This window comes from Photorhabdus sp. RM96S, assembly GCF_042879335.1.
Classification (GTDB): domain Bacteria; phylum Pseudomonadota; class Gammaproteobacteria; order Enterobacterales; family Enterobacteriaceae; genus Photorhabdus; species Photorhabdus kayaii.
This window is the reverse complement of sequence record NZ_JBHFKT010000054.1, coordinates 1-20,612: the sequence shown is the minus strand read 5'-3', so window position 1 is coordinate 20,612 and position 20,612 is coordinate 1. Positions and strand designations below refer to the sequence as shown.

Annotated in this window: 30 protein-coding genes and 2 pseudogenes; 24 read left to right on the top strand and 8 right to left on the bottom strand. The window is 44.0% G+C overall.

The window, feature by feature from the left end; all coding sequences use genetic code 11:
* The first annotated feature begins 108 nt into the window (after positions 1 to 108).
* From rplN to ACGF49_RS22190, 19 genes are all read left to right on the top strand, one after another.
* The gene (rplN, locus tag ACGF49_RS22280; RefSeq protein ID WP_036781889.1) at positions 109 to 480 is read left to right on the top strand and encodes a 50S ribosomal protein L14; all 372 of its coding nucleotides are present in this window, start codon (positions 109 to 111) and stop codon (positions 478 to 480) included.
* A gap of 10 nt (positions 481 to 490) precedes the next feature.
* Positions 491 to 805, top strand: coding sequence for a 50S ribosomal protein L24 (gene rplX, locus ACGF49_RS22275; protein ID WP_036781887.1), 315 nt, complete (start codon positions 491 to 493; stop codon positions 803 to 805).
* A gap of 14 nt (positions 806 to 819) precedes the next feature.
* Positions 820 to 1,359: a 50S ribosomal protein L5 gene (rplE, locus tag ACGF49_RS22270; RefSeq protein ID WP_011148783.1), complete on the top strand. Its 540-nt coding sequence runs from the start codon at positions 820 to 822 to the stop codon at positions 1,357 to 1,359.
* Positions 1,360 to 1,371: 12 nt separating this feature from the next.
* A complete protein-coding gene (gene rpsN / locus ACGF49_RS22265; protein ID WP_113044166.1) occupies positions 1,372 to 1,677 on the top strand; it encodes a 30S ribosomal protein S14 in 306 nt (101 codons plus the stop codon).
* A 33-nt stretch (positions 1,678 to 1,710) separates the two neighbouring features.
* Complete coding sequence (gene rpsH, locus ACGF49_RS22260) at positions 1,711 to 2,103, top strand: 30S ribosomal protein S8 (protein ID WP_113044165.1); 393 nt, start codon at positions 1,711 to 1,713, stop codon at positions 2,101 to 2,103.
* Between the two features lie 14 nt (positions 2,104 to 2,117).
* Positions 2,118 to 2,651 (top strand): 50S ribosomal protein L6, encoded by a 534-nt coding sequence (rplF, locus tag ACGF49_RS22255; RefSeq protein ID WP_112879444.1) that lies wholly within the window; start codon positions 2,118 to 2,120, stop codon positions 2,649 to 2,651.
* 9 nt (positions 2,652 to 2,660) lie between these two features.
* Positions 2,661 to 3,014, top strand: a complete 354-nt coding sequence (gene rplR / locus ACGF49_RS22250; protein ID WP_011148779.1) for a 50S ribosomal protein L18 — start codon at positions 2,661 to 2,663, stop codon at positions 3,012 to 3,014.
* Positions 3,015 to 3,028: 14 nt separating this feature from the next.
* Positions 3,029 to 3,529, top strand: a complete 501-nt coding sequence (gene rpsE, locus ACGF49_RS22245; RefSeq protein ID WP_011148778.1) for a 30S ribosomal protein S5 — start codon at positions 3,029 to 3,031, stop codon at positions 3,527 to 3,529.
* Positions 3,530 to 3,534: 5 nt separating this feature from the next.
* The gene (gene rpmD, locus ACGF49_RS22240; RefSeq protein ID WP_011148777.1) at positions 3,535 to 3,714 is read left to right on the top strand and encodes a 50S ribosomal protein L30; all 180 of its coding nucleotides are present in this window, start codon (positions 3,535 to 3,537) and stop codon (positions 3,712 to 3,714) included.
* A gap of 3 nt (positions 3,715 to 3,717) precedes the next feature.
* Positions 3,718 to 4,152 (top strand): 50S ribosomal protein L15, encoded by a 435-nt coding sequence (gene rplO, locus ACGF49_RS22235; RefSeq protein WP_113044164.1) that lies wholly within the window; start codon positions 3,718 to 3,720, stop codon positions 4,150 to 4,152.
* Between the two features lie 7 nt (positions 4,153 to 4,159).
* Complete coding sequence (gene secY / locus ACGF49_RS22230; RefSeq protein WP_011148775.1) at positions 4,160 to 5,491, top strand: preprotein translocase subunit SecY; 1,332 nt, start codon at positions 4,160 to 4,162, stop codon at positions 5,489 to 5,491.
* A gap of 32 nt (positions 5,492 to 5,523) precedes the next feature.
* Positions 5,524 to 5,640, top strand: coding sequence for a 50S ribosomal protein L36 (gene rpmJ, locus ACGF49_RS22225; protein WP_012768118.1), 117 nt, complete (start codon positions 5,524 to 5,526; stop codon positions 5,638 to 5,640).
* Positions 5,641 to 5,789: 149 nt separating this feature from the next.
* On the top strand, positions 5,790 to 6,146 hold the full coding sequence (gene rpsM, locus ACGF49_RS22220) for a 30S ribosomal protein S13 (RefSeq protein WP_011148774.1): 357 nt from the start codon (positions 5,790 to 5,792) through the stop codon (positions 6,144 to 6,146).
* Positions 6,147 to 6,161: 15 nt separating this feature from the next.
* Positions 6,162 to 6,551 carry a 30S ribosomal protein S11 gene (rpsK, locus tag ACGF49_RS22215; protein WP_002919257.1) on the top strand — a complete coding sequence of 130 codons (390 nt, stop codon included), beginning with the start codon at positions 6,162 to 6,164 and terminating at the stop codon, positions 6,549 to 6,551.
* 37 nt (positions 6,552 to 6,588) lie between these two features.
* Positions 6,589 to 7,209, top strand: a complete 621-nt coding sequence (rpsD, locus tag ACGF49_RS22210) for a 30S ribosomal protein S4 (protein ID WP_011148773.1) — start codon at positions 6,589 to 6,591, stop codon at positions 7,207 to 7,209.
* 25 nt (positions 7,210 to 7,234) lie between these two features.
* On the top strand, positions 7,235 to 8,224 hold the full coding sequence (locus tag ACGF49_RS22205) for a DNA-directed RNA polymerase subunit alpha (RefSeq protein ID WP_011148772.1): 990 nt from the start codon (positions 7,235 to 7,237) through the stop codon (positions 8,222 to 8,224).
* Positions 8,225 to 8,264: 40 nt separating this feature from the next.
* Positions 8,265 to 8,657 carry a 50S ribosomal protein L17 gene (rplQ, locus tag ACGF49_RS22200; protein ID WP_113044163.1) on the top strand — a complete coding sequence of 131 codons (393 nt, stop codon included), beginning with the start codon at positions 8,265 to 8,267 and terminating at the stop codon, positions 8,655 to 8,657.
* Between the two features lie 133 nt (positions 8,658 to 8,790).
* Complete coding sequence (zntR, locus tag ACGF49_RS22195) at positions 8,791 to 9,207, top strand: Zn(2+)-responsive transcriptional regulator (RefSeq protein ID WP_011148770.1); 417 nt, start codon at positions 8,791 to 8,793, stop codon at positions 9,205 to 9,207.
* A gap of 79 nt (positions 9,208 to 9,286) precedes the next feature.
* Positions 9,287 to 9,487, top strand: coding sequence for an alternative ribosome-rescue factor A (locus ACGF49_RS22190; protein WP_113044162.1), 201 nt, complete (start codon positions 9,287 to 9,289; stop codon positions 9,485 to 9,487).
* 123 nt (positions 9,488 to 9,610) lie between these two features.
* Here ACGF49_RS22190 and ACGF49_RS22185 read toward each other — a convergent pair whose 3' ends face one another.
* The 8 genes and pseudogenes from ACGF49_RS22185 to def form a co-directional block, all read right to left on the bottom strand.
* A complete protein-coding gene (locus tag ACGF49_RS22185) occupies positions 9,611 to 9,787 on the bottom strand; it encodes a hypothetical protein (protein WP_158536620.1) in 177 nt (58 codons plus the stop codon).
* A 3-nt stretch (positions 9,788 to 9,790) separates the two neighbouring features.
* A pseudogene (locus ACGF49_RS22180) lies at positions 9,791 to 9,874 on the bottom strand (transposase); the annotation flags it as partial.
* A gap of 19 nt (positions 9,875 to 9,893) precedes the next feature.
* The gene (locus ACGF49_RS22175) at positions 9,894 to 11,510 is read right to left on the bottom strand and encodes an IS1634-like element ISPlu4 family transposase (RefSeq protein ID WP_271859743.1); all 1,617 of its coding nucleotides are present in this window, start codon (positions 11,508 to 11,510) and stop codon (positions 9,894 to 9,896) included.
* 107 nt (positions 11,511 to 11,617) lie between these two features.
* Positions 11,618 to 12,731, bottom strand: a pseudogene (locus tag ACGF49_RS22170) (RNA-guided endonuclease InsQ/TnpB family protein).
* 165 nt (positions 12,732 to 12,896) lie between these two features.
* Positions 12,897 to 14,273 (bottom strand): Trk system potassium transporter TrkA, encoded by a 1,377-nt coding sequence (gene trkA / locus ACGF49_RS22165; protein ID WP_113044337.1) that lies wholly within the window; start codon positions 14,271 to 14,273, stop codon positions 12,897 to 12,899.
* A 56-nt stretch (positions 14,274 to 14,329) separates the two neighbouring features.
* Positions 14,330 to 15,619, bottom strand: a complete 1,290-nt coding sequence (gene rsmB, locus ACGF49_RS22160; RefSeq protein WP_113044338.1) for a 16S rRNA (cytosine(967)-C(5))-methyltransferase RsmB — start codon at positions 15,617 to 15,619, stop codon at positions 14,330 to 14,332.
* A 70-nt stretch (positions 15,620 to 15,689) separates the two neighbouring features.
* Positions 15,690 to 16,637 (bottom strand): methionyl-tRNA formyltransferase, encoded by a 948-nt coding sequence (gene fmt / locus ACGF49_RS22155; RefSeq protein WP_113044339.1) that lies wholly within the window; start codon positions 16,635 to 16,637, stop codon positions 15,690 to 15,692.
* A 24-nt stretch (positions 16,638 to 16,661) separates the two neighbouring features.
* On the bottom strand, positions 16,662 to 17,174 hold the full coding sequence (gene def, locus ACGF49_RS22150) for a peptide deformylase (protein WP_113044340.1): 513 nt from the start codon (positions 17,172 to 17,174) through the stop codon (positions 16,662 to 16,664).
* 133 nt (positions 17,175 to 17,307) lie between these two features.
* Between def and dprA the strand changes: the two genes are divergently transcribed.
* The 5 genes from dprA to ACGF49_RS22125 all read left to right on the top strand — a co-directional run.
* Positions 17,308 to 18,393, top strand: a complete 1,086-nt coding sequence (gene dprA, locus ACGF49_RS22145; protein WP_113044341.1) for a DNA-protecting protein DprA — start codon at positions 17,308 to 17,310, stop codon at positions 18,391 to 18,393.
* Positions 18,394 to 18,457: 64 nt separating this feature from the next.
* Positions 18,458 to 18,997, top strand: coding sequence for a topoisomerase DNA-binding C4 zinc finger domain-containing protein (locus ACGF49_RS22140; RefSeq protein WP_113044342.1), 540 nt, complete (start codon positions 18,458 to 18,460; stop codon positions 18,995 to 18,997).
* A gap of 13 nt (positions 18,998 to 19,010) precedes the next feature.
* Positions 19,011 to 19,580 carry an L-threonylcarbamoyladenylate synthase type 1 TsaC gene (gene tsaC / locus ACGF49_RS22135; RefSeq protein WP_113044343.1) on the top strand — a complete coding sequence of 190 codons (570 nt, stop codon included), beginning with the start codon at positions 19,011 to 19,013 and terminating at the stop codon, positions 19,578 to 19,580.
* A 12-nt stretch (positions 19,581 to 19,592) separates the two neighbouring features.
* On the top strand, positions 19,593 to 20,411 hold the full coding sequence (gene aroE, locus ACGF49_RS22130) for a shikimate dehydrogenase (RefSeq protein ID WP_113044344.1): 819 nt from the start codon (positions 19,593 to 19,595) through the stop codon (positions 20,409 to 20,411).
* Positions 20,408 to 20,612 (top strand): DUF1488 domain-containing protein (locus ACGF49_RS22125; RefSeq protein ID WP_387492809.1); only part of this gene is annotated, 205 nt, incomplete at its 3' end. The genes aroE and ACGF49_RS22125, both read left to right, overlap by 4 nt.

Genomic DNA, 20,612 nt, shown 5'->3' with positions numbered 1-20,612 from the left:
GTTATAATGCCGCGCCCTCGTGATATGGGGTATCTGAACGGCCTCTTCATATTAAATTATAGTAGTGAAGTGGGCTCAGTAGTAGTTGACATTTAGCGGAGCACTAAAATGATCCAAGAACAGACTATGCTGAACGTGGCCGACAACTCCGGTGCACGTCGCGTAATGTGTATCAAGGTTCTGGGTGGCTCGCACCGTCGCTATGCACACGTCGGCGACATCATAAAAGTCACCATCAAGGAAGCAATTCCTCGTGGTAAAGTGAAAAAAGGTGATGTCCTGAAAGCGGTAGTGGTGCGCACCAAGAAGGGTGTTCGTCGCCCTGACGGTTCTGTCATTCGCTTCGATGGCAATGCTTGCGTGTTGTTAAACAACACAAGTGAGCAAGTTATCGGTACGCGTATTTTTGGGCCGGTAACTCGTGAACTTCGTAATGAAAAGTTCATGAAAATTATCTCCCTGGCACCAGAAGTACTCTAAGGAGCGGACAATGGCAGCGAAAATCCGTCGTGATGACGAAGTTATCGTGTTGACTGGAAAAGATAAAGGTAAGCGCGGTAAAGTAAAACAGGTTCTTTCTACTGGGAAAGTCATTGTTGAAGGTATCAACTTGGTTAAAAAGCATCAGAAGCCTGTTCCGGCTCTGAACCAGCCAGGTGGCATCGTTGAAAAAGAAGCTGCAATCCAGGTTTCAAACGTTGCGATCTTCAATGCGGCAACCGGTAAGGCTGACCGTGTAGGTTTTAGATTTGAAGACGGAAAAAAAGTTCGTTTCTTTAAATCTAACAGCGAAACTATCAAGTAATTTGGAGTAATACGATGGCGAAACTGCATGATTACTACAAAGACGAGGTAGTCCAAAAACTGATGACTCAGTTTGGCTACAATTCTGTCATGCAAGTCCCTCGGGTCGAGAAGATCACCCTGAACATGGGTGTTGGTGAAGCAATTGCTGATAAGAAACTGCTGGATAATGCAGCAGCGGATCTGGCAGCAATCTCTGGTCAAAAACCATTGATCACCAAAGCGCGCAAATCAGTTGCAGGCTTCAAAATCCGTCAGGGCTATCCAATCGGCTGTAAAGTGACCCTGCGTGGTGAACGTATGTGGGAGTTTCTTGAGCGCCTGATTTCTATTGCTGTACCTCGTATTCGTGACTTCCGTGGTTTGTCTGCTAAGTCATTTGATGGTCGTGGCAATTACAGCATGGGTGTACGTGAGCAAATCATCTTCCCTGAAATCGATTACGATAAAGTGGATCGTGTTCGTGGTCTGGATATTACTATCACCACAACTGCGAAATCTGATGATGAAGGCCGCGCACTGTTGGCTGCTTTTAACTTCCCGTTCCGCAAGTAAGGCAGGGTATTCATGGCTAAGCAATCAATGAAAGCACGTGATGTAAAGCGTGCGAAATTAGCTGAAAAATTCTTCACTAAACGTGTGGAATTGAAAGCTGTCATTTCTGATGTGAATGCATCTGATGAAGAGCGTTGGGATGCTGTTCTTAAGCTGCAAACGCTGCCACGTGATTCCAGCCCTTCTCGTCAGCGTAACCGCTGCCGCCAAACTGGTCGTCCGCATGCGTTTTTGCGGAAGTTTGGGTTGAGCCGTATTAAAGTCCGTGAAGCCGCCATGCGCGGTGAAATTCCGGGCCTTAAAAAGGCTAGCTGGTAATTGTCACCAATTGAATCACGGGAGTAAAGACAGATGAGCATGCAAGATCCCATCGCGGATATGCTGACCCGTATCCGTAACGGTCAGGCCGCGAATAAAGTTGCGGTCACCATGCCTTCCTCCAAGCTGAAAGTGGCAATTGCCAACGTGCTGAAGGAAGAAGGTTATATTGAAGATTATAAAATTGAAGGCGACACCAAGCCAGAGCTGGAATTAGTACTGAAATACTTCCAGGGCAAGGCTGTTGTAGAAAGTATTCAGCGTGTAAGCCGACCAAGTCTGCGCATCTATAAGAAAAAAGATGAGCTGCCACAAGTTATGGCTGGTTTGGGTATCGCTGTTGTTTCTACCTCTAAAGGTGTAATGACTGATCGTGCAGCTCGCCAAGCTGGTCTTGGTGGCGAGATTCTCTGCTACGTAGCTTAATTCGGGAGGAAAGAATGTCTCGTGTTGCAAAAGCACCCGTCGTTATTCCTACCGACGTAGAGGTAAAACTCGACGGTCAGGTTATTTCGATTAAGGGTAAAAACGGCGAGTTGAGTCGTACAATCCACAGCGCAGTTGAAGTTAAGCATGCAGATAATCAACTGACCTTCGCTCCACGCGATGGTTATGTTGATGGTTGGGCACAGGCGGGTACAACTCGTTCTTTGCTGAATGCTATGGTTATCGGTGTTACCGAAGGCTTCACTAAGAAGCTTCAACTGGTAGGTGTTGGTTATCGTGCAGCAGTCAAAGGCAATGTTATCAACATGTCTCTGGGCTTCTCACATCCAGTTGACCACGAACTGCCAGCAGGCATTACTGCAGAATGTCCGTCACAAACTGAAATCGTACTAAAGGGTGCTGATAAACAGGTAATCGGTCAGGTTGCGGCAGAACTGCGTGCCTATCGTCGTCCTGAGCCTTATAAAGGTAAAGGTGTTCGTTACGCCGACGAAGTCGTGCGTATCAAAGAGGCTAAGAAGAAGTAAGGTAACACTATGGATAAGAAAGCAGCTCGTATCCGTCGTGCGACCCGCGCACGCCGCAAGCTCCAGGAACTGGGTGCAACTCGCCTGGTGGTACATCGTACCCCTCGCCATATTTATGCGCAGGTTATCGCACCAAACGGTTCTGAAACTTTGGTGGCAGCTTCTACTACAGAAAAAGCTATCAATGAACAACTGAAATACACTGGAAATAAAGAAGCAGCCGCAGCAGTTGGCAAAGCAATTGCTGAACGTGCATTGGAAAAAGGTATTAAAGATGTATCCTTTGACCGCTCTGGTTTCCAATATCATGGTCGAGTCCAGGCACTGGCAGATGCTGCCCGTGAAGCTGGCCTTCAGTTCTAAGGTAGAGGTGTAAGATGGCTCACATCGAAAAACAAGCTGGCGAACTGCAGGAAAAGCTGATTGCGGTAAATCGCGTATCTAAAACCGTAAAAGGTGGCCGGATTTTCAGCTTTACCGCACTGACTGTTGTAGGTGATGGTAATGGTCGCGTTGGTTTTGGCTACGGCAAAGCACGCGAAGTTCCGGCAGCAATCCAGAAAGCGATGGAAAAAGCCCGTCGCAATATGAAAACCGTCGCATTGAACAGCGGCACTTTATATCACCCAGTAAAAGGTGCACACACTGGTTCCCGTGTGTTCATGCAGCCTGCTCACGAAGGTACTGGTATCATCGCAGGCGGTGCTATGCGTGCTGTTTTGGAGGTGGCTGGTGTTCGTAACGTACTGGCTAAAACCTATGGTTCCACCAACCCTATTAATGTGGTTCGTGCAACTCTGGATGCTTTAGACAGCATGAAGTCTCCAGAAATGGTCGCAGCTAAGCGTGGTAAATCCGTCGAAGAAATTCTGGGGTAATGGCCATGGCTAAGACTATTAAAGTAACACAGATTCGCAGTTCAATTGGCCGTCTGCCTAAACATAAGGCAACTTTGGTTGGTTTAGGTCTGCGCCGTATCGGTCATACAGTAGAGCGTGAAGATACTCCTGCTATACGTGGTATGATCAACTTGGTTTCCTATATGGTTAAAGTTGAGGAGTAACAGATGCGCTTAAATACTCTGTCTCCGGCTGATGGTTCCAAGCATGCGCCTAAACGTGTAGGTCGTGGTATTGGTTCTGGCCTGGGTAAAACCGGTGGCCGTGGTCACAAGGGTCAGAAGTCTCGTTCTGGTGGTGGCGTACGTCGCGGTTTTGAAGGTGGTCAGATGCCTTTGTACCGCCGTTTGCCAAAATTTGGCTTTACTTCACGTAAGGCGATGGTTACAGCAGAAGTTCGTTTGTCTGATTTTGCTGCCGTTGAAGGCGATATCATCGATCTGAACGCATTGAAAGCAGCTAACATTGTTGGCACTCAAATTGAATTTGCGAAAGTTATTCTTTCTGGCGAAATCAATCATGCAGTAACTGTGCGTGGCCTTCGTGTTACTAAGGGCGCTCGTGCTGCAATTGAAGCTGCTGGCGGTAAAATTGAGGAATAAGTAACAGATGGCTAAACAACCAGGATTAGATTTCCAAAGTGCTAAAGGTGGACTAGGCGAGCTGAAACGTAGGCTGTTGTTTGTTATTGGCGCGTTAATTGTTTTCCGCATTGGTTCTTTTATTCCTATCCCTGGTATTGATGCCACTGTGCTTGCCAAATTGCTCGAACAGCAAAGGGGCACCATCATTGAAATGTTTAACATGTTCTCTGGTGGTGCTTTAAGTCGTGCTTCTATCTTTGCACTGGGGATAATGCCGTATATTTCTGCGTCTATTATTATTCAGTTGTTGACGGTGGTTCATCCAACGTTGGCAGAGATTAAGAAGGAAGGAGAAGCTGGTCGTCGTAAGATTAGCCAGTATACTCGCTATGGTACTTTAGTGCTGGCTATATTCCAGTCAATCGGTATTGCTACTGGTTTGCCGAATATGCCAGGAATGCAAGGGCTGGTGATCAATCCAGGGTTTGCTTTCTACTTCACGGCTGTTGTGAGCCTAGTTACTGGGACTATGTTCCTAATGTGGTTGGGTGAGCAGATTACTGAGCGTGGTATTGGAAACGGTATCTCCATCATAATCTTTGCTGGTATTGTTGCGGGTTTGCCGCCGGCCATTGGCCATACCATTGAGCAAGCTCGGCAAGGCGATCTGCACTTCCTCCTGTTGCTGTTGGTTGCAGTGTTAGTGTTTGCAGTAACTTTCTTCGTTGTTTTCATGGAGCGTGGCCAACGACGTATCGTTGTTAACTATGCAAAACGTCAACAGGGTCGCCGAGTTTATGCTGCACAGAGCACACATTTACCGTTGAAAGTGAATATGGCTGGGGTTATCCCTGCAATTTTTGCTTCCAGCATTATTCTGTTCCCTGGTACCATAGCTTCCTGGTTTGGGGGAGGAACCGGTTGGAACTGGCTGACTACTATTTCAATGTACTTGCAGCCTGGGCAACCGCTTTATGTGTTACTCTACGCGTCTGCAATCATCTTCTTCTGTTTTTTCTATACTGCGTTGGTTTTCAACCCGAGAGAAACAGCAGATAACCTGAAGAAGTCCGGTGCATTTGTACCAGGAATTCGTCCGGGAGAGCAAACAGCCAAGTACATTGATAAGGTAATGACACGCCTAACTTTAGTTGGTGCGATGTATATTACTTTTATCTGCTTAATCCCGGAGTTCATGCGTGATGCGATGAAGGTGCCATTTTATTTTGGCGGTACTTCGCTACTTATTGTAGTTGTAGTCATCATGGACTTTATGGCTCAAGTGCAAACTCTGATGATGTCAAGTCAGTATGAGTCTGCATTGAAGAAGGCAAATCTTAAAGGTTATAACCGTTAATTGGTTTGCTTGAGAAGTTACGGAGAGTAAAAATGAAAGTTCGTGCTTCCGTCAAGAAATTATGTCGTAACTGTAAAATCGTTAAGCGTAACGGTATCGTTCGCGTGATTTGTAGTGCAGAGCCTAAGCATAAACAACGCCAAGGCTAATAAAATAGCATATTTTTCTTGCAAAGTCGGTTTGAGCTGGCTAAATTAGCCAGCCAATCTTTTTTATATCACAGCAACACTATTTGAGTATCCTGAAAACGGGCTTTTCAGAATGGTGTTGCGGTAAATAAATAATTTAGGAGTGCATAGTGGCCCGTATAGCAGGCATTAACATTCCTGATCAGAAGCATACCGTAATCGCTTTAACATCGATCTACGGAATTGGTAAAACTCGCTCCCAAGCCATTTGTGCTGCGGCGGGTATTGCTGAACATGTTAAGATCAGCGAGCTGTCTGAAGAGCAAATTGATAAGCTGCGTGACGAAGTTGCCAAATACGTTGTAGAAGGCGATTTGCGTCGTGAAGTAACCCTGAGCATCAAACGTCTGATGGATCTTGGTACTTATCGTGGTTTACGTCACCGTCGTGGTCTACCTGTTCGTGGCCAGCGTACTAAGACCAACGCACGTACCCGTAAGGGTCCACGTAAGCCGATCAAGAAATAATCGGGGTATTGTATAATGGCAAAAGCACCTATTCGTGCACGTAAGCGTGTAAGAAAGCAAGTCTCTGACGGTGTGGCTCATATCCATGCTTCTTTCAACAACACCATCGTGACCATTACTGACCGCCAGGGTAATGCCTTGGGTTGGGCAACTGCTGGTGGTTCCGGTTTCCGTGGTTCTCGTAAATCTACTCCGTTTGCAGCTCAGGTTGCAGCAGAGCGCTGTGCTGAAGCAGTGAAAGAATACGGAATTAAGAACCTGGAAGTTATGGTTAAAGGACCTGGTCCTGGCCGCGAGTCAACTATTCGAGCGTTAAATGCGGCAGGTTTCCGCATTACTAACATTACTGATGTGACTCCGATCCCTCATAACGGTTGTCGTCCACCTAAAAAACGTCGCGTTTAATAGCGTTTACTTTTTTAGGTTCGATTGGAGAAAGAAAATGGCAAGATATTTGGGTCCTAAGCTCAAGCTGAGCCGTCGCGAGGGTACAGATCTATTCCTGAAGTCTGGCGTTCGCGCGATTGACACCAAGTGTAAATTAGAACAAGCACCTGGGCAGCATGGCGCACGTAAACCGCGTCTGTCTGACTACGGTGTGCAGTTACGTGAGAAACAAAAAGTTCGTCGTATTTACGGTGTTCTAGAACGTCAATTCCGTAACTATTATAAAGAAGCAACTCGTCTGAAAGGCAACACAGGTGAAAACCTGCTGAGTTTGCTGGAAGGTCGTCTGGACAACGTTGTTTACCGTATGGGTTTCGGGGCGACTCGTGCTGAATCACGCCAAATGGTAAGCCATAAGGCTATCATGGTAAATGGCCGCGTTGTTAACATCGCTTCTTATCAGGTATCCCCGAATGACGTAGTCAGCGTTCGCGAAAAATCGAAAAAGCAGTCTCGTATCAAGGCGGCTTTAGAGCTGGCTGAGCAGCGTGAGAAACCAACTTGGTTGGAGGTTGATGCTGTGAAGATGGAAGGTGTGTTCAAACGTATTCCAGAACGTGCCGATCTGTCTGCTGACATCAACGAACACCTGATCGTCGAGCTTTACTCTAAGTAAAGCTTAGCACCAAAGAGAGGACACAATGCAGGGTTCTGTGACAGAGTTTCTAAAACCGCGCCTGGTTGATATCGAGCAAGTCAGTTCGACGCACGCCAAGGTGACCCTTGAGCCATTAGAGCGTGGCTTTGGCCATACTCTTGGTAACGCACTGCGCCGTATTCTGCTTTCGTCTATGCCGGGTTGTGCGGTGACTGAGGTTGAGATTGATGGTGTACTGCATGAGTACAGCACCAAAGAAGGTGTACAGGAAGATATCCTGGAGATTCTCCTCAACCTGAAAGGGCTGGCGGTAAGAGTTCAGGGAAAAGATGAAGTTATTCTTACCTTGAATAAGTCTGGCATTGGCCCTGTGACTGCAGCCGACATTATCCACGATGGAGATGTCGAAATCGTCAAGCCGCAACATGTAATTTGCCACCTGACTGACGAAACTGCTTCTATAAGCATGCGCATTAAAGTTCAGCGTGGTCGAGGTTATGTGCCGGCTTCTGCCCGGATTCATTCGGAAGAAGATGAGCGCCCTATTGGTCGTTTGTTAGTAGACGCTTGTTATAGCCCAGTAGAGCGTATTGCCTACAATGTTGAAGCAGCGCGTGTAGAACAACGTACCGATTTGGACAAGTTGGTTATCGAGATGGAAACTAACGGTACAATCGATCCTGAAGAGGCGATTCGCCGTGCAGCTACTATTTTGGCTGAACAGCTGGAAGCTTTTGTTGATTTACGTGATGTACGTCAGCCAGAAGTAAAAGAGGAGAAGCCAGAGTTTGATCCGATCCTGCTGCGCCCTGTTGACGATCTGGAATTGACTGTCCGCTCTGCTAACTGTCTTAAGGCAGAAGCTATCCACTACATCGGTGATTTGGTACAGCGTACCGAGGTTGAGTTGCTTAAGACACCTAACCTGGGTAAAAAATCTCTTACAGAGATCAAAGACGTACTGGCTTCACGTGGCTTATCTCTGGGCATGCGCTTAGAAAACTGGCCACCAGCAAGTATTGCTGATGAATAACTAGATCACAGGTTAAGGTTTTACTGAGAAGGATAAGGTCATGCGCCATCGTAAGAGTGGTCGTCAATTGAACCGCAACAGCAGCCATCGCCAAGCTATGTTCCGCAATATGGCAGGTTCTTTGGTCCGTCATGAAATCATCAAGACGACTCTGCCTAAAGCGAAAGAACTGCGTCGTGTCGTTGAGCCGCTGATTACTCTTGCCAAGATCGACAGCGTAGCTAATCGTCGTCTGGCATTCGCCCGTACTCGTGATAACGAAATCGTGGCAAAACTGTTTAATGAGCTGGGCCCGCGTTTTGCGAGCCGCGCAGGTGGTTACACTCGTATTCTTAAGTGTGGCTTCCGTGCTGGTGACAATGCTCCGATGGCATACATCGAGCTTGTTGACCGTGCTACTGAAGCTCAAACAGAAGTTGCGACTACGGAGTAATCTGTAGGGGCATATAAAAGAACCGGGTTTATCCCGGTTTTTTTACGCTTGCATATATGAATCTCTAACTTATTTTTTTCATCCTGCTATGCTGATATCTTGAACAATGTTATCTATTGTAGGAGATATAAAGATGTATCGTATTGGTCAACTGGCTAAATTAGCGAATGTAACTCCTGATACTGTGCGCTTCTATGAAAAACAAGGAATGATGGAACATCAGAACCGTACTGAAGGAGGGTATAGACTTTATACAGAGCAAGATTTACAGCGCCTTCGGTTTATACGCTATGCTAAGCAATTGGGGTTTACATTGGAAGCTATTACAGAATTATTGTCTATTCGTGTAGATCCAGCCCATCATACTTGTGAAGAGTCAAAGCAAATTGTAGATTCTAGGTTAATGGAAGTGGAGGAAAAACTTCTTGAAATGCGAAAAATGCGTGATTCACTTAAGATGTTAAGTGATGCTTGCTGTGGTAGTTCTCATATAAGTATTTATTGTTCTATTCTTGAAACTTTAGAACAAGGTGCTTTAAATAAGAAATAAGTAATTTTTCTTTATTATTGAAAATTCAGAGAATACAATCGCTACGTTTGTAGATAAATTAATATGATAGAGGTATATGATGATTATATATCACCATAAGAAAGGTGTAATAAAGGATAATGCTCTAGAAGCTCTATTACGTGATCCACTATTTAAACAACGAGTTGAAAAAAATAAAAAAGGAAAAGGAAGTTACCAGAGGAAAGAAAAACATAGCAAAGCAAGTCGCTGGGAGACCAGTGGTAAGGGGTCATTAGATTCTTTACTACTGGTCTTTTAGTTTAATAGGTCTATTTCCTACTTTTCAGTAAGCTACGAATTTCTAATAATAATTTTGTTTCGGTAATTGGGAGTATCTGATATAACTTCAATTTCCTTTTACTAAATGATCTGTGTATTAGTTTCATTGTGTAGAAAAATAGTGAATGATGGTACGGTGTTCTTTTAAAATCATATCGATGCTGACGTCAGCAGCTAAATTGTCAAAATTACCTTTCATAGTAAATTCATAAACTGATTTAAAAGCTTCATGACACTCTTGTGACTGCTCCCCGCCGTAAAAAGCGGCGAGGCTTCCCACTTCTCAGGCCGCCACCGTCTTTATGACGGATTGAAGCTGGCCTCCATGGGCAGAAACGACGAGTCCCGCCGCCTGTAATGCTGTTATCCTTCATTCCGCACCTAATTCAGGAATAAACCGCTTTATATTGTGCGCCTAATAAATTCAAAAGCTCATGGTGGTAAGATTGCATTCCTGTCACCATTTTATGTTCTTGAAATTCAAAGGTGCTGATCCCTTCAAAGGCCAGAAACACCCAACGTGCGGTGGGGGATTGTGTCGGTTTGTTCTTCATATCGGGGAAAAACGGCACACTTTGTTTCAATTCGTGGCGAATTTTATGCTCCAGCGCCGCATAAACCATGAGACAACATGTCATCACCATTAACAGCGCTTCTATCCGCTCCGGTTTTTTCAGGAAAATGGCAGACGTCAGGAATTCCGGACTTTTCAGGAAGCGAAAACCCCGCTCTACCTTTTGTTGTGCCTTATAATTAGCCAGTAACGCCGCCATATCAAGCTGTCCTTCATCCCGTTCATTGGTCGCTAAAATAAACCTCCCGACCCGCAATCTGGCCTGCTTCACATTGTCTAACCGGGTATAAGCCTGACCGGCTAATTGATAATGAACCGATTTGGGGTGTTGATGCTTGCCGGGTTTCCCGCGCCCCGCATAGACGGTAATCGCCTGAATTTCCGGCGAGGCGATGCCGATAAACTGGCATTGAGACTCAAAATCATGCAGTGCCTGTAAGGCATCCTCCCGGCAGGCAAAGGGCTTTTTGCCCAGTTTGTCGAACTGTTTAGACTCGTTTTCTGTTTCCCTGAGTGTGTTTTTCCGGAAAGTCTGGTTTTCACGTTTTTCTGCCGCCGTACTGTTCACCAGTAACCAACGCTGAGGAACGCCGCCATACGATGACGTCACCCAGCAGCCTGAATAGCCCTCACTGATGGGGCTGAATTGCTCCGCTGTCACGTTCAGGAGAGACTGTTTAGCTTCCTTGATCGTCAGGGGAACACGCGTAATAAATCGTTGTTTTTGCTGATGAAGCGAAGCGATCGCGGCTTCAGTATAAAGGGCGGCATCGGCCACAAAGTCGCGGCTGTTTTGTGCCGCTTTCAGACATTGAATATGGGTTTTGATCGTCTGGGCAAAGGCTTTGGCATCATTCGTATTCCCGCTCATAGCCTGCATGTAGACAGGGATACCTGCCTGATTTTCGCAAATCAGTTCAAGGACAACCTGGTTCAGTTCGGGCCGGTGATCCCGGCTATAACCCGGCACCAGTGCAATGCGTTTTGTGTCATCTCCCAACGCGCTGTCATAGTCACCATCGACATGAAAACTCGTGATATCCAAATGAACGGAATCGGGATTTAACCCTAATTTATCAACCACTTGCTCAGCAAGCACCTGATAAACTTCCGACACCCCCGCTTCATATAAGGCATCCAGTGTTCGGCCGAGCACATCATCATTAAGGTGTTCAGCTTCAATGTCAGCGCCAATTAAACGCGCAATCGGCTTATGTTGAAAAAAGCCGGAAAACATGTGCAATGTCCGGCTGTGAAACCCCAGCCCGTTAAGGATCATCGCCAGAAAAGCGTCGCCGTGAGAGACGGTATGCGATGAATATTTTGGGATAATGGCATCAATCATGCGGGGTAAACCGGCTTCATGACAAAAAGCGGCGATAAGGCCAAGATGATCGAGACGTTTAATGGCAGGTATGGGTGTGGACATATTCGCTTTCCGGCAAATAAAAGTAATAGATCAAAATTGGCGATTACCGTCAACCCCACCGATGTCATCAATACAAAAAACCTGTGTAAGATCACATTATTTTTAAATCAGAAATACGGTGCGGAATGACGGGTTATGCCCTTGCGCTGGATGTTGATCGCCGCATTGATATCTCGGTCATGTTCGACATGACAAACCGGGCATTGCCAGATCCGCTTATGCAGCGGCATTTCCGGCACTTTGTAACCGCAGCAATGGCAGGTTTTCGAGCTGGCGAACCACTGATCCAGTTTGACCAGATGGACGCCCGCCGCGGCTTTGTATTCCAGTTTCATGAGGAAGCCATGCCAGCCCGCATCCCCGATAGCGCGGGCAAGGTGGTGATCCTTCATCATGTTGGCCGATTTCAGCGTCTCAACAATGACCGCTTGGTTTTCGTCAACCATTGTTCGAGAGAGTTTGTGTTGAAAATCGGAGCGGGCATGGGCTACCCGCTCATGGACTGCCGCCAGACGTAATCGGGCCTTACCGCGGTTAGCGCTGCCCTGTTGTTTACGGGACAGCGATTGCTGCTTTCGACGCAGGTCACGGGTGGCGTTGATAAGGTGACGCCGGTTATTGACCTTCTCCCCGATCGACTCGATAAGATAGTGGGATAACCCCATATCACATCCTGTTACGCGGGTGATAACGTCCGGCTTTTCTGGCGCATCCTTACTATCGTCACACAGGATAGCGGCGAAATATTTTCCCGTGGCGGTTCGGGATAGCGTAATGCTCTTCACTTCCCCTTCAATTTCTCGGTGTATACGCGCTTCTATCGGTGACAATTGCGGGATCTTCACCGCGCCCTCCAGCACTTTCACCCCAACACAGTGATAGCTGGATTGCTTGCCCTGTTTGCGTTTGAACGTGGGAAATTGGGCGCGCAACTTCGGATTGAAGAAATTATCAAACGCAGTATGCAGATTGATCACCGCCTGCTGTAACGCGATGGCGTCATATGCCTTGAGCCAGGCGTACTTGCGTGATTTCTTTGCGACCGCCAGGAGCGGGCTTGAGGTCTTTGCGCGGATTTAAACTCACGCCGTGACGTTTGTAAGTATGCTTTTTGATGTGCAGCGCCTTGTTGTACGCAAAACGGACCGCACCAAACTGACCGTTAAGATACTTAGCCTGTTCGGGTGTGGGGTAGATGCGGACTTTGGTCGCTCTTAACATATTCAGCGCTCATTGAGATAGTGTATTCATTATTAGCCTGTTTTACAGGCAGATATCAATTCAGTCAGGATACGTCGCAATAGCCAGCCCTAAAGTCCTTTGGGCTTTTCGCCTGATATCCCCGCCCGCACTTATATGACTGATGTATAATGATTTCTTTGGCTTTTAAAGGAAAAAAGGGCTTGGCTGGAATAGTTTCTCTACTTCGGGGACAAATTTCTTATCTGTAATAAACATAATTACATGATCTCCTTGTTCGATCACACTGTAATCACTAGCAATAATGACTTCGTCACCGCGAGCTATTGCACTAATTGTAGTGCCTGGTGGTAATTTAATATCACCGACAGTTCGACCAACAACCTTTGACGTATTTTCATCCCCATGAGCAATCGCTTCGATAGCTTCGGCCACTCCACGACGTAATGAGGAAACGCTTACAATATCTGCTTTGCGAACATGACCTAGCAGAGCGGAAATCGTCGCTTGTTGTGGAGAGATTGCAATATCAATGACACCACCTTGTACTAAATCGACATATGCACCACGTTGAATGAGAACCATGGCTTTTTTAGCACCCATGCGTTTGGCAAGCATTGCAGACATGATATTTGCCTCGTCATCGTTGGTTAGAGCAATAAATACATCAACTTGTTCTATATGTTCTTCAGCTAATAACTCTTGATCGGAGGCATCCCCATAGAAAACAATGGTATCATGTAATAATTCGGCTAGTTCTATAGCTCTTTGCTGATTTCGTTCAATTAATTTAACCCTGTAATCTTTTTCTAGACGTAGTGCAAGACCAGCTCCCACATTACCACCACCTACAATCATAATACGTTTGTAGGGTTTTTCTAAACGTTGAAGCTCACTCATTACAGCACGAATATGTTGTGATGCAGCTACAAAGAAAACTTCGTCATCAGCTTCAATAATTGTAGAACCTTGAGGTCTTATTGGTCGATCCTGACGAAATATTGCTGCAACTCTGGTATTAATATGCGGCATGTGCTCACGAAGTGAGGAAAGTGCATTTCCTACAAGTGAGCCTCCATAATAAGCTTTTACTGCAACAATGCTTACTCGGCCTTCGGCAAAGTTAACGACTTGTAAGGCACCAGGATATTGAATTAGTTTATAAATATAATCTATGACAAGTTGTTCTGGTGAAATAAGATAATCAATAGGAATATCATTAGGCAGAAAAAGTTTATCTGCTTCACGAATATATTCTGCTGCGCGTATTCGCGCAACTTTGTTTGGGGTGTTGAATAAGGAATAAGCAATTTGGCATGCAATCATGTTAGTTTCGTCAGAATTAGTTACAGCAACTAACATATCAGCATCTTCAGCACCAGCTTCTCTTAATACTCTGGGGTAAGAACCATGACCATTGACTACTCTGAGATCGAATTTATCCTGTAGTTGGTGTAGACGGTTGGGATCAGTATCGACTATGGTGATATCGTTATTTTCACCTACCAGATTTTCAGCTAATGTACCGCCAACTTGACCAGCACCAAGAATAATTATTTTCATAGTATTTTCTAACTTATTGCAAACAAATAATTATCTCTATAAATTGTAGAGATATATTACTGTTTAGTTAATCGAGCGTAAAAGAAACCATCACCACCATTTAACTCAGGTATTATTTGTTTTCCCAGACAATCACTTGTCTCTGTTCCCGCGAGTTTTGCATCTGAGTGGCGTTTTAAAAACGAGATGATTTGCTGGTAATTTTCATCTGGTAGAATGGAACAGGTTGCATATACTAGTGTTCCATTTTTCTTTAAGTATGGCCAGATTGCATCAAGAATCTCAGATTGCAATTGAACTAATTGAGCAATATCTTCCTCGCGGCGTAACCACTTGATATCAGGATGGCGACGGATTACTCCTGTTGCTGAACACGGTGCATCCAAAAGAATGCGGTCGAATTGCTGGTTCTCTGCCCAATGTTCAGGGTGGCGTCCATCACCGGTTTTTACTGTAGCGTGGCAGTTAAGGCGTTGGAGATTTTCTTTTACTCGTTTGATTCTTTGCTCATCAATATCTACCGCTACTACTTGAGATTCTGGTGCTATTTCGAGGATATATGTTGTTTTCCCTCCTGGTGCTGCACAAAGATCGAGAATTTTCTCTCCATTAATGGGTTTTAGTAACTCGACACACTCTTGTGCGGATAAATCTTGGACAGTGACCCAACCTTTGTCAAATCCAGGTAATATTGTTACAGGGCAAGGGGAAATTATGCGGATAGCAGAAGGTGATTCGGGCGCTGGTTCTGCATCAATTCCTGATTTATGAAGAAGAGTAAGATATTCATCCCGACTATGGTATATACGATTAACTCGTAACCACATAGGGGGTTTCTTATTATTAGCATTAATAAGTTGTTGCCATTGTTGTGGATAGGCTTTTTGGATTCGAGTTAATAGCCATTCTGGATGTAAGTGGTGGCTAGGATTATTTTGTGTATATTCCATTAACTGTAGCTGTTGTCTCTGAAATTGGCGAAGAACGCCATTAATTAACCCTTTCAATTGAGAATGCTTCAGAGTTACGGCTCCGTTTACTGTTTCAGCAAGTGCGGCATGGGCTGGAATACGAGTATAGGCAAGTTGGTATATCCCAACCATAAGCAAGTAATGAAGAATACGTTGTTTACCTTTTAATGGTTTTGCCATTAGTTGACCTATTATCCATTCTAGCTGTGGTAATACGCGTAACACTCCGAAAGATAATTCCTGTAACAAGGGTTTGTCTTTATTAGTTATATTTTGTTGCAGTTTGGGTAAGACTGTACTGAGAGACTGTCCTTGATCCAGAACTTGATTGATTGCTTTTGCGGTGATACTTCGCAGATTATATGTGTTTTTCATAGTTAAAAGAGCTAACAAAAGCCAGCATTAAGAGAAAGTTTGTGAGAGAGCTTACAGCATAAAATAGTATTCAGTTGATTTTATTGCCTGGCGTAAACCATTCACGTTTAGAATTAAGTAGATTTGCTGCTGACATTGCTTTTTTACCGGCAGGTTGTAATTGTGTAATGTTCAGAATTCCATCAGCAGTAGCAATATAAATACCTTCTTTGTCTGCTTTTAATACAGTTCCTGGTTCTACCGAAGTTTGTTCTTCAATGGCTTCTGCTTTCCAAACTTTAATAGGTTGCCCTTCCATCTCGAAAAAGCTCATGGGCCAGGGATTAAATGCGCGAATACAACGTTCAAGGTGGGCTGCAGATAGTTCCCAATTTATGCGGGCTTCTTCTTTGCTTAGTTTTTCAGCGTAGGTAACCAAATTTTCGTTTTGAGTTTCAGGTTGACTTTTACCTGATGTTATTAATGATAATGTTTTGAGTAACGCATCTGGCCCAATATGGGCCAGTTTTTCGTATAAACTGGCACTGGTATCCTCAGGTGTAATAGGGCAGCTTGCTTTATATAGCATGTCACCAGTGTCAAGACCTATATCCATTTGCATTATTGTTACGCCTGTTTCTGTATCACCGGCCCAAAGTGAGCGTTGAATGGGGGCTGCACCTCGCCAACGTGGTAGTAGGGAACCATGTACGTTTAGGCAACCTAATTCTGGAATATTTAAAACAACCTTGGGAAGGATCAATCCATAGGCAACAACGATGAGAACATCAGGTTGTTGTTTTAGAATCCATTGTTGGTTTTCTTCTGAGCGTAAAGTAGCTGGCTGAAAAACGGTGATGTTACGTTCTTCCGCCAGTACCTTTACAGGACTGGGTGTCAGTTTTTTACCTCTTCCTGCCGGTCTATCTGGTTGAGTTAGAACGCCAACCACCTCATGCGGAGACATTAACAAAGCCTCTAGGTGGCGTGCTGCAAAATCAGGTGTTCCGGCAAAAACAATACGTAAAGAATCAGACACGTTTATTTCCTGTATTAATATAATTTACTTGGTTCGGGCTTTTTGTTTATCCAGTTTTTCTACTTTCTGGCGTATACGTTGGCGTTTCAGTGGAGATAAGTAATCCACAAAAAGTTTACCAATTAAGTGGTCCATCTCATGCTGAATACAAATTGCGAGTAAGCCATCAGCTTGTAATTCAAATGGTTGGCCATTGTAATCTAGGGCTTTGATTTTGACTTTTTCGGCTCGTGGCACCAGTGCTCGTTGTTCAGGAATAGACAAACAGCCCTCTTCGATCCCCGTTTCACCACTTTTTTCCAGTAATTCTGGGTTGATCAGAACGAGACGCTCATTACGTGTTTCTGATACGTCAATAACAACAATACGCTGATGAATATCAACTTGTGTTGCTGCCAAACCGATACCTTCTTCTGCATACATAGTTTCAAACATATCATCAATGATACGTCGAATCTCTGCATCAACTGTTTTAACAGGCGTTGCAATAGTGCGAAGCCGCTCGTCTGGGTAATGTAATACTTGTAATACTGACATATATGTTTAGATCTGCATCAAAAATGTTAATGGTATTCTATGTCTATTCTAGACATTTCCCGTTTAGATTGACAGTATCGATTGCTAATTGAGCAGTTTAGTTTTGTCCGTCAATCTTAGCTAGGATGACAACATGGAAGCTATGGAAGTATGGTTGCGAATGAAGATGATTTCTCATTTGGCAACAGAGAGAGCAGCAAATGTTGCAGAAAAATTATTATATTCCGGGAGTCGTTATCTCACTGTGTTGAAAGATAGTGGATTATCGCCAGCACAATGTCTGCAATTTACTAAAGTAAATAAAATCTTACTAGCTTCATGTCTTAAGTGGCTGGAACAGCCAGAGCACCATTTATTGACATATTCTCATCCTTCGTATCCACCTCTATTAAAGCAGATACATACCCCTCCGCTTGTGCTTTTTGTGGCAGGAAAACCAGATATTCTTTTAAAGAAGCAGGTGGCGATGGTAGGGAGCAGGACAGCAAGCTATTATGGTGAGAAATGGGGAAGAATTTTTGCAAGTGAACTAGTTGGATATGAGTTAGTTATTGCTAGTGGTTTAGCTATCGGTATTGATGGTATTTGTCACCGAGCTGCATTGGATAGTGGAGGTAAAACAGTAGCTGTATTAGGTAGTGGGCTTGGTCAAATTTATCCTCATAGACACGGATCATTAGCAAAGCAAATTGAGGAGAATGGTGCTCTTGTTTCTGAGTTTTTTCCGGATACTCCACCACGTGCAAAAAACTTTCCTAAAAGAAATCGGATTATCAGTGGATTAAGCTCAGCAGTGATTGTTGTAGAAGCAGGCCAAAATAGTGGCTCGTTAATTACTGCTCGCTGTGCTCTTGAGCAAGGAAGAGATGTATTTGCATTACCAGGGCTTTTGGGGAGTTCAGTGAGCGAAGGCAATCACTGGTTAATAAAACAAGGTGCATATTTAGCTACAAATGCAATGGATATTGTGGAACATGTTTACAGTTCATTACAATGGTTGAATATGGAAAGAGCGGAGGAAGAAGTAAAACCGCAGTTTGAGCAAACTGAGTTGCCATTTACTGATGTGCTAGTTAACGTAGGCGCTGAAGTAACACCTGTTGATATTATTGCCCAGCGTTCTTCATTGCCTATAACTGAGGTCATGACAAAGCTCCTTGAGCTGGAATTACTGGGTAAGGTGACTGTGGTTGCTGGTGGTTATGTGCGTGTGAGTTAAATTAACTGAATTTCCAGAGTTCTGTTCAACGTCATATGAGAATGAATTTTTGAGTGAAAATAGTATGGCAAAAATGGTTCCTTTCTCCACTGATGAAACTAAATATTGCCCTGAATGTGGTTCTGTGTTGGTTATGCGTAATGGTATCCATGGCCCATTTCTTGGATGTTCTGGTTATCCATCATGTCAATATATTCGTCCATTAAAAGGGCAAAGTGATGGTCATGTGGTAAAAGAACTTGAAGGGCAGCTATGTCCCTCGTGTGGAGTCAATTTGATTTTGTGCCAAGGACGTTATGGAATGTTCATTGGTTGTAGTCGTTATCCTGAATGCGAACATACAGAACTAATTGATAAACCGGATGAGACGTTAATATCCTGTCCGCAATGTAAACAAGGACAACTACTCCAAAGGAAATCACGTTTCGGAAAAATTTTCCATGCGTGTAACCGTTACCCTAATTGCCAGTTTGTATTAAATAATAAGCCAATTGCGGGGAAATGTGAGTTTTGTTCTTATTCGTTGTTGGTTGAAAAACGTACATCACAAGGTATAAAGTTATTTTGTGCCAGTAAGTTGTGTGGAAAACGGCAAATAAATTAAGCAGAGTAATAAAATGAGCAATGAAGCATCACCTGCATTTGAGAATGTATTAACTGCATTAAAAGCAGAAAAAGTGATTGCCTATCCGACTGAAGCTGTTTTTGGACTTGGATGTGATCCTGATAGTGAAAAAGCAGTAAATGAACTGCTTATATTAAAAAAGCGTCCTTGGCAGAAAGGGTTGATTCTTATCGCAGATAATTATGAACAATTACAACCATATCTTGATGATAAGCTTCTGACAGAAGAGCAAAAAAAAACTATGTTTGCTTGTTGGCCAGGGTCTGTAACCTGGGTGATTCCTGCCAAATTCAGTGCACCTAAGTGGTTGACAGGGCAATTCACCACCTTGGCTGTCAGAGTTAGTGATCATCCTTTGGTGAAACAGTTGTGTACTTTTTATGGGAAACCATTGGTGTCGACCAGTGCAAATTTGAATGGCCTTGAACCATGCAGAACAGCAGAAGAAGTTAGACAACAGTTTGGAGATAAGCTTCCTATATTAAACGGAGATGTTGGAGGTCGGAAAAACCCTTCAGAAATTCGGGATGCTTTAACTGGTGAGCTTTATCGTCAAGGATAAGGGGAGATAAATATGGATCAATTTGCTGTCTTTGGTAATCCTGTTGCGCATAGTAAATCTCCGCGTATCCATCAGTTATTTGCTAGACAGACAGGTATTGAGCATCGTTATGGGAAAATTCTGGTGCCGATGAGTAAATTTCAAGAGGCATTGGATACATTTCTTAAACAGGGAGGTATAGGAGCCAATATTACTGTGCCATTTAAAGAGCAGGCATTTATTCGGGCAAATGAGTTGACTGAACGGGCAAGACTCAGCGGGGCAGTTAATACTTTGAAATTACTAAATAATAATCAATTGATTGGTGATAACACGGATGGTATAGGGTTATTAACAGATTTGATGCGACTTGGGTTTATTACTCAAGGGCAACATATTTTAATCATTGGAGCGGGTGGCGCTGCCAGAGGTGTTTTATTTCCATTATTAGAATTTGGTTGTAAAATTACAATTACAAACCGCACGTTTAGTCGCGCTATACAGGTTGCTAATAATTTTTCGGCAATAGGCAATATTTGGCCTGTTGAGATGAAAGCACTTAATAGTCCTGAGTTTGATCTCATTATCAATGCGACTGCATCTGGTATTAATGGTGAGATTCCTACTATATCTCCATTCATGTTTAATGAGAATTGTGTTTGTTATGATATGTTTTACCAGGCTAATTTGACGCCCTTTATTTCCTTTGCCAAGAAGCATGGTGTTTCTCGTTATGCGGATGGGCTGGGGATGTTAGTGGGGCAAGCTGCTCATTCATTTAAATTATGGCATGGTGTATTGCCTGAAATTTCACCTGTGTTGCTAACATTGGAACAGGAGTTACATTCGTGAATCAATCTATCCAATTTCCTGATAGAGAAGAGTGGAGTGAGCAAGAGCAGATAGTCGTTTTTCCCGCATTGGTAAATGGATTATTGGTTCAATGTGTTATAAGTGCCAAGGAGCTTTTATACCGTTATGGGACGGAAGATCATCATCCACTAAGCCTTTTTCGACAAAATCGTTGGGATATAGAAGAGGAATTCGAATTAG